Source organism: Psittacicella gerlachiana (assembly GCF_003585965.1).
GTDB lineage: Bacteria > Pseudomonadota > Gammaproteobacteria > Enterobacterales > Psittacicellaceae > Psittacicella > Psittacicella gerlachiana.
Map to the genome: position 1 here is coordinate 1 of NZ_NRJF01000094.1, position 6,932 is coordinate 6,932.

A 6,932-nucleotide genomic window follows, 5' to 3' on the forward strand; every position below is an offset into this window, starting at 1 on the left:
CTTGTAAATCTAAACCTAAAGCAACACGGTGTTTTTTAAATAAAGTTGGACTACTGTAAGAAACAGTTTTATCGGTAGAATAACCAAGAAAAGTTCTTGCATTAGTTAACCAACCTACATCATAGAGGCCAAAGTAACTCGCATAGCCTCCGGAGCTCGTATTAGCTCCAAAGAAACTAGTATAACGCCCAAAACTTAATGATCCTTTACCCGTAAAATATAAGGTTACGCGAAAGCGATCTACATAGGCCATATCCCACTGACGTTGACTTTTGTTGAGATTAACTTGACGTTCATTATTATCATCTAGAGTTCTAACATATCTATAACTCCAATTTTTACGATAAAAATACGCTCGTGTATCTAAACGGAACATAAAATCACTATTAATCTTCTTAATAAAGACAAGATCCGGACGGAAATATACAGTATGGGTACGATTAAAACGATTTTTTCCTTCTTGGTCATAACCAAGATCACGATTTAAAGTCTGTGAGATATATGCCGAACCTGCTACTCTTAAAGCAGTATTAGCATCTGAATATACTGTATAAGCTTGGCTTACTTGACTTAAGCTAGCTATACCCATAGTAAGGGTAAAAATGAGGAGAGTTTTCTTCATATTATCTAAAACCTAAATATTTAATCTTAATCTAATCTTATTTCATAAATTTTGCTAAATAATTTTTAGCTATAATTTATCTTAAACTAAAAAGATTTGAAATGTCTATAACTAAATAAAAATTTTCTTAGCCTAAATTACTTAACACCTTGATATTTAAATCTAAAAAGTCAAAGTTCGAAATCCAGACAACATAAATAGCCTCTTCCAATCTCCTCAAACTCTAAATTTTCCCCTCTTACCCCTTAAGAGCCTCTTAACCTATCCTCCTCCCTCCTTTACATGCAAATTTAGTTTAACTTGAGTGCAAATTTAATTTGAGTGTAAATTGATTTTTCCTCTCTGGACTTTAAACCCATGAAAAAAATTACCTTATAAATCAATAACTTATTTTCGATCTATTTATTTTTTTAGCTAAAAGTATAGAAATTTATTTTCTTTTTGCTTTAAGATAAAAAAGAAAAGAAAAATATAAAAATTAAAATAAAATTTTAAATTAAAAAATATTTTTCTCGATTAGATTAAGATTAATAAGATTAAATAGGTTAGATTATGCAAATGAAAAAAACTTTAGTGGCTATGCTCATGGCAAGTATCGCTAGTTGCTCTTGGGCAAAAACCAATGTGTATAGCTCTGATGAGGGCAGCTTTTATATTGATGGTGAATTACGTTATTACCATTCAGATTTTGATGTTCAAGCTTTTAGCAAAAGTGCTAATGCTTCTAAATATAGCTTAACTTCTCGTTACCGCAATTTTATCCAAGATAATTTACGCCTCCGTTTTGCCGTAGGTGCTGATGCCCGTTTAGGAGAAAAAGGAAAGGGTGGGTTTTACTTACGCTATCAAGATCAATTCTACTCGGCAAAATATTATAGTGAAACCACAAGTACTTCAACTTTTACTAAAGCTCACGATAGTGAACATCCGGCAATCACCGTAGCTAGTTTCTACTTTTCTTACTTAGATTATGGACGCCTCACCGTTGGTGTGCGAGGTGAAAAGGATGCTGTAGAATACTATCAATATTTACCACCAGTAGATATAGTACAACGTAACCGTAGTGCTTTTGATTTAGTAAATAAACTTGCTGATTATGATGATAATTCAGGATATGATAAACGTACCCTGCGTTATGATTTAACTTTTGGTCAAGCTCAAGAGCACTATTTAAGTTTATCCTATACTGATACCAAAACTGGTTCTTCAACCACTTATTATAATCAGTATGGAGCGGTTTATGGCTACCAAGGAGTAACAGATTTAAAACTCCAACTCTTAGTTTCTGCAGGTCATTATAATGGCTATGGAGCTAACCCTAACCAAAACTCTTGGTCGAGTGATGTTGAAGCCTACTACCAATTTAGTCCGACGTTTACTGGAGTAGCTTCGTTAGGTTATGCGAAGAATCAAACTCGCCAAACCCTAACTTCCACTTATGTAGTCGGAAATCTCGCAGCTAGCTATAGTCCTTCAACTTATTTTACAACTACTCTTGGCTACTCTTATCATCACCGTACTAATAAGGGCGTAACCAATAGTAGTAGCAATAGTAAAACTGACTCTCATACCCTGTATACTCGTGTTGCTTCTGAGGTTTATACTTATAAAACCACCGCAGTTGAACTCGGAGTAGAAGCTTCATATCGTCGTGAACTTACCAAGATGCAAGTGAGCAAAAACAAAAGCAAATCTGTATCTAAGCGTTATGCAGCTTATGTAAAATATAATTTCTAATTTATCTGTACTTAAAGCCAGGAGTAACTCCTGGCTTTAAGTATGACAAATAAGTATAAAGTGGCATGATTTTATCAAGTAGAATTTTCTTAGAGTCCAATAAACAAAAAGTCTCAAGCAATGCTTAAGACTCCACCTTGAATAGATGCAGACATAATGTCTGCGACTAAATCTACTACTTACAAACTAAGACTTTCCCTCAGAGCTTGAAAAGCCTTAATTTAGAGCTTCAATAAGTAGTAGATAAAGTTCTTCTGAACTATATTATTTACCTGAATTTACTACTTTTAATGATAAAATAGAATTTCAAAAACTAATCAACTCAGATACCTTATCCAAGATGATTTAAGAGAGCTGTTTCTCTATAAATAGCTGTTTCTCTATAGGTATTATAAAAATAAATCTTAGTTTGTGACATTTTTTTACAAATGCTTAACAAATACTGTCGTTGCCTACTAACAGAAATTTTTGCTCAAAAAATTTTTACCTTCTAGTCTAGGCTTTGATATTTAATTGAAAACACAAGAATTTTGTAGTTTTTATCCCGCAAAAAATCCCTTATTCTTTACTAAAGAAATTGAGATCTTTTGCACAAAATTATCGCATTTTCTTAACTTTTTTATTGTTCTATGGATATAAATAATCAGCAAGGCTTTATTAAACCTTCATTTATCGAAGAGCTTCAAGACCGAGCTGTTCTTAGTGATATTATCGGTCGCTATGTTAAATTAGAAAATGCAGGGGCACGTAAATATAAAGGTTGTTGCCCTTTTCATCACGAAAAAACTCCATCTTTTTATATTGATGATGAACGTAGTGTCTACCATTGCTTTGGTTGTGGAGCCAAAGGGAATGTATTAAGTTTTTTACGTGACTATAATGGCTTGAACTTTAAAGATGCGGTGGTAGAACTAGCAAACCTCGTAGGTTTGCCAGTTGAGTATGAAGCAGACCATCGGAGTAATCAAGATAAAGAACGTGAACAACAACGCAAACAATCTTTACAACTTGATCACCAAATTCTTCAAGAAGTAGCACAATTTTATCAACACCAATTATTTCATAGTCAACATGCTGTTGACTATTTAGTTAATCGTGGCATGAGTCAAGAAATGGCACAACTCTATTGCCTCGGTTATGCTCCTGCAAATAATGCAATTCTTCATTACTACAATAGTCAGGTTGCTCAAGGTCTAAATCAAATTCCGGATCCTTTGACCCATTTACTAAATGTCGATATTTTACGTCGTTCGAGTCAAAAGGAAGGATTTTATGATACCTATAGAGAACGGATTATTTTTCCGATTTTTAATTTAAATGGACAAATTGTTGGCTTTGGCGGGCGAATCCTCACCAATGAAAAAGACAAAGCCAAATACATTAACCCGTCGAATAATTCGACCGTTTACGATAAATCCAAAGAACTCTATGGGCTTTATCAAGTAGTCCAAATCCATCGTCAAAATCGCCAAAAAATCCCTCGCATTATTCTTGTCGAGGGGTATCTTGATGTAATTTCTTTAAGCCAATATGGTATTTATCAAGGGGTGGCTGCTTCAGGAACGGCAATTTCGCAAGGACAATTAGCACAAATTTTTAAGCATACCCAAAGTCTGGTATGCTGTTTTGATGGAGATGCTGCCGGCTATAAAGCCGCAGTGCAAGCAGCCAAAAATGTCCTCGGGATTCTTACCGATCAATACATGGTACAATTTGCCTTTTTAACTGATGGTGAAGATCCTGATTCTTATTTAAAAAAATATGGTCCTCAAGCTTACGACCAGTTTTTACAAACTAAAAGCATAGGTCTAATTGACTATCTCATTGACCATACGCTAAGTAGTCTGCAAAGTCAGCAAGTAAGTGAACATGACCTTGAACGTTTAGCTCTTAAACAACTTGGTGAATACTATGCCCAAATCCAAGCTCAAGCTTACAGAAATGATTTAGTTAATAAACTAATTCGTCGCTTTGAGTTAGACTACCAAGCTCTCATGGCACAACTCGCGCAAGTTCAGCAAACCTATCAACAAGAGCAAACGCTTGAACAACAAAGACTAACTCAATTTAATCTCCGTCAACAAGAACTTAAAGCAAGAACTGAGAGATCTTCAACCCCAACTAGATCCCCAGCTCCGAGTAAGGGGATAGGTGGATCAAGAGCGGGAGTAACAACAACTGGACAAAATCAAAGGACAAACCAAGAACCTGAGCAAATTTTTAAGCATAGTGTGCAAAATACGTCTGTAGCTCCGAATTCTCCTTCAGCTTCGTCTTCAACTCAGAATTCATTACCAGCTTCAGTTCCTCAAGCCTCGACTCAAGCTCCCGTAGTAAAAACGAATTTAGGAGCTAGTGGCTATCAACCCCGAGCTCCTCGAGAAAGAAAAAGCAAAACTGAGCCAAGTCTTGCGGATTTACGCAGTGTACGTACTTATGAGCAGGCAAATCGCAATAATCCTCTCAATAATCGAGTGTTACGCTTACAACAAAAACTTAATGAGCAAGCAAAAAATAAACACTTAAAAAAGCAAATTGAACGTTCGGTACAAGAATCAACCAATACGGAATATACCATTTCTTACGAACATGCTTTTAGAGAGTTATTAGCCAATGCTTATAGCCAAGAAGAAAAGCAAGCTCAAGGAGCTGTCCTCAATCAACAATTGTGGGAAAAGCTCCAAGATCAAGCGGTACAAAACCTTAACTATCGCTTACGCTTACAAAGAACGGCAATAGCTAATGGAAGAAAAATTCGTGAGCCTCTTGAATTTAATCAAGAAAGCGTTAAACAAGAAATGCTCCGCATTGCTAAACACATGTATGCTCAAAGTATTGCCTACAATGTTCCTCTACCAGAAATCTTAGCTCAGCCTCAAACTAAGGTTCTCCCGCAAGCTAAGCAGGAAGAGACAAACGAATTTCCAATTTATCCGGAGCAACTTTTAACCAAAATTGCTCCTCTCGAGCGAGAACAAATTCAAAATAAACTCACGCAAATTAAACTCAAATTTGCTACCCGCTTTGCTTATGACAAAATAAGTTTTCATAATCTGACCGTAGATTTAGAGCATTTACTCTTTGCAGATAGCTCGAGATTTACGCTCGTAAGCAACTATTATGAATTTGCACGTAGATTTGAAAATCGCCTCATTACTTTGCTTTCTTGGTACTATCATCGTCCTTTAGTGGCGATTCATAGTATGTTGAGCTATATCACGGTATTTAATCTTCCGGGCTTTACTTGCTTTAATCATCTCCATTTTGCTTTAAGCCAAATTCGAGATCAAGAAAGAGATGGAGAGTTAACCGCAAGTCAAGTCGAAGAAAAAGTACCTCAGGTAGTAAAAAAATACTACCAGCAATACTTACAAAATTATTTTGGAGACTTTGAAGATAACCTTGTAAACTTTGATCCCGAAGATGCTCCTTATATTTTTAATAAAGGAATGCAAGAAACCTATACTAACTTGGTAACTAGTATTTGTCGCTTATGCCAACTGTTTGTGCAAAGCTTTGCCGACAATATCAATAATGCCAATGTAGAAATGACTTACTTGCGCTCTTTAGAGCAACTCTTACAACAAGATCTCCGTCGTTTACAGCATCAAACTCTGCATAATAATGAAGTTGAGCAGGCAAACTTAAAACGAGCTCAACAATTTCTTCATGATTATGATAAGTTGCACATGCAACAATACTCGTACCTAATTTCTTTTATTAATCCGCCAAATCCACAACCTATGCCCGGCTATGACCTGATCCATCTTGGTAAATTCTCAGCTCCGCTGTGGTCAAGCCTCCATCCAGAAATAGATATGTTTGAAATTAATAGCATGCTAATTTCTGCATTTAGGGTTGAAGATTTACGCGAAAAAGAAAAAATGCGTCGCTTAAAAATTCAAGAACAAAATGAGTATCAAGCTACCTTAAAAAGCACTCGTGAAAGTCAAGGTTTTACTAATGCTCAAGCTCTTGAACATCATGATCCTAGTGAAGTTGAGATTTCTTTGACCCAAGTTAAAGAAGATTTTGCCCAAACTACCAAAGGTTTAGGGCAAGAATTGCTCATAGCTTCTCCTACATTAGAAGCACAAAAAACTGAGTCAGTAAAACTCGAAGAGCAATCTAGCTCTGCAGAGTTACTTGTTGAGAAAGCTCTAAACTCACTTAAAGAACAAGCCTCAGCTTCTCAAACCACCTCAAGCCAAACGCCAGCCAGCGAGCAAGCTCTTGCTGAGGTAAATTCTAAGAAAGTAAATGTGACTGAGGCAAAGCCTGAGAAAGCAACTCTAGATGAGCCAATGCCAAATATTGCAGAGGCAAGTCTTAGTGCTTCCGAACTCGCTTGGCAAGCTCAAGCTTCCTTGCTCGCAGAGTCTCAGTTCACAGAACAAGAGTTATGTGCTTTTGCTCCCGAAACTGAACCTCCTGCAGATATTCTCTATTCTCCTGAAGAACTAGAACAGTATTTGCACGAACAAATGCAGCAAGAAACTCCTACAGAGTCTCATCCAGAGTTTTACAAATAAAATAATAGCTCAAGAATTGAAGTTCTTGAGCTATTATTTTA

The 6,932-nt window shown here is 36.1% G+C and carries 3 protein-coding genes; 2 read left to right on the forward strand and 1 reads right to left on the reverse strand.

The features are described from left to right. A partial coding sequence (locus tag CKF59_RS03805; RefSeq protein WP_147397107.1) for a hypothetical protein occupies positions 1 to 622 on the reverse strand: 622 nt, incomplete at its 3' end. A 552-nt stretch (positions 623 to 1,174) separates the two neighbouring features. Here CKF59_RS03805 and CKF59_RS03810 point away from each other — a divergent pair. Both CKF59_RS03810 and dnaG read left to right on the forward strand, forming a co-directional pair. Beyond that, positions 1,175 to 2,359: a hypothetical protein gene (locus CKF59_RS03810; protein WP_119534654.1), complete on the forward strand. Its 1,185-nt coding sequence runs from the start codon at positions 1,175 to 1,177 to the stop codon at positions 2,357 to 2,359. A gap of 629 nt (positions 2,360 to 2,988) precedes the next feature. Beyond that, the gene (dnaG, locus tag CKF59_RS03815; RefSeq protein WP_119534655.1) at positions 2,989 to 6,891 is read left to right on the forward strand and encodes a DNA primase; all 3,903 of its coding nucleotides are present in this window, start codon (positions 2,989 to 2,991) and stop codon (positions 6,889 to 6,891) included. The last annotated feature ends 41 nt before the right edge of the window (positions 6,892 to 6,932 follow it).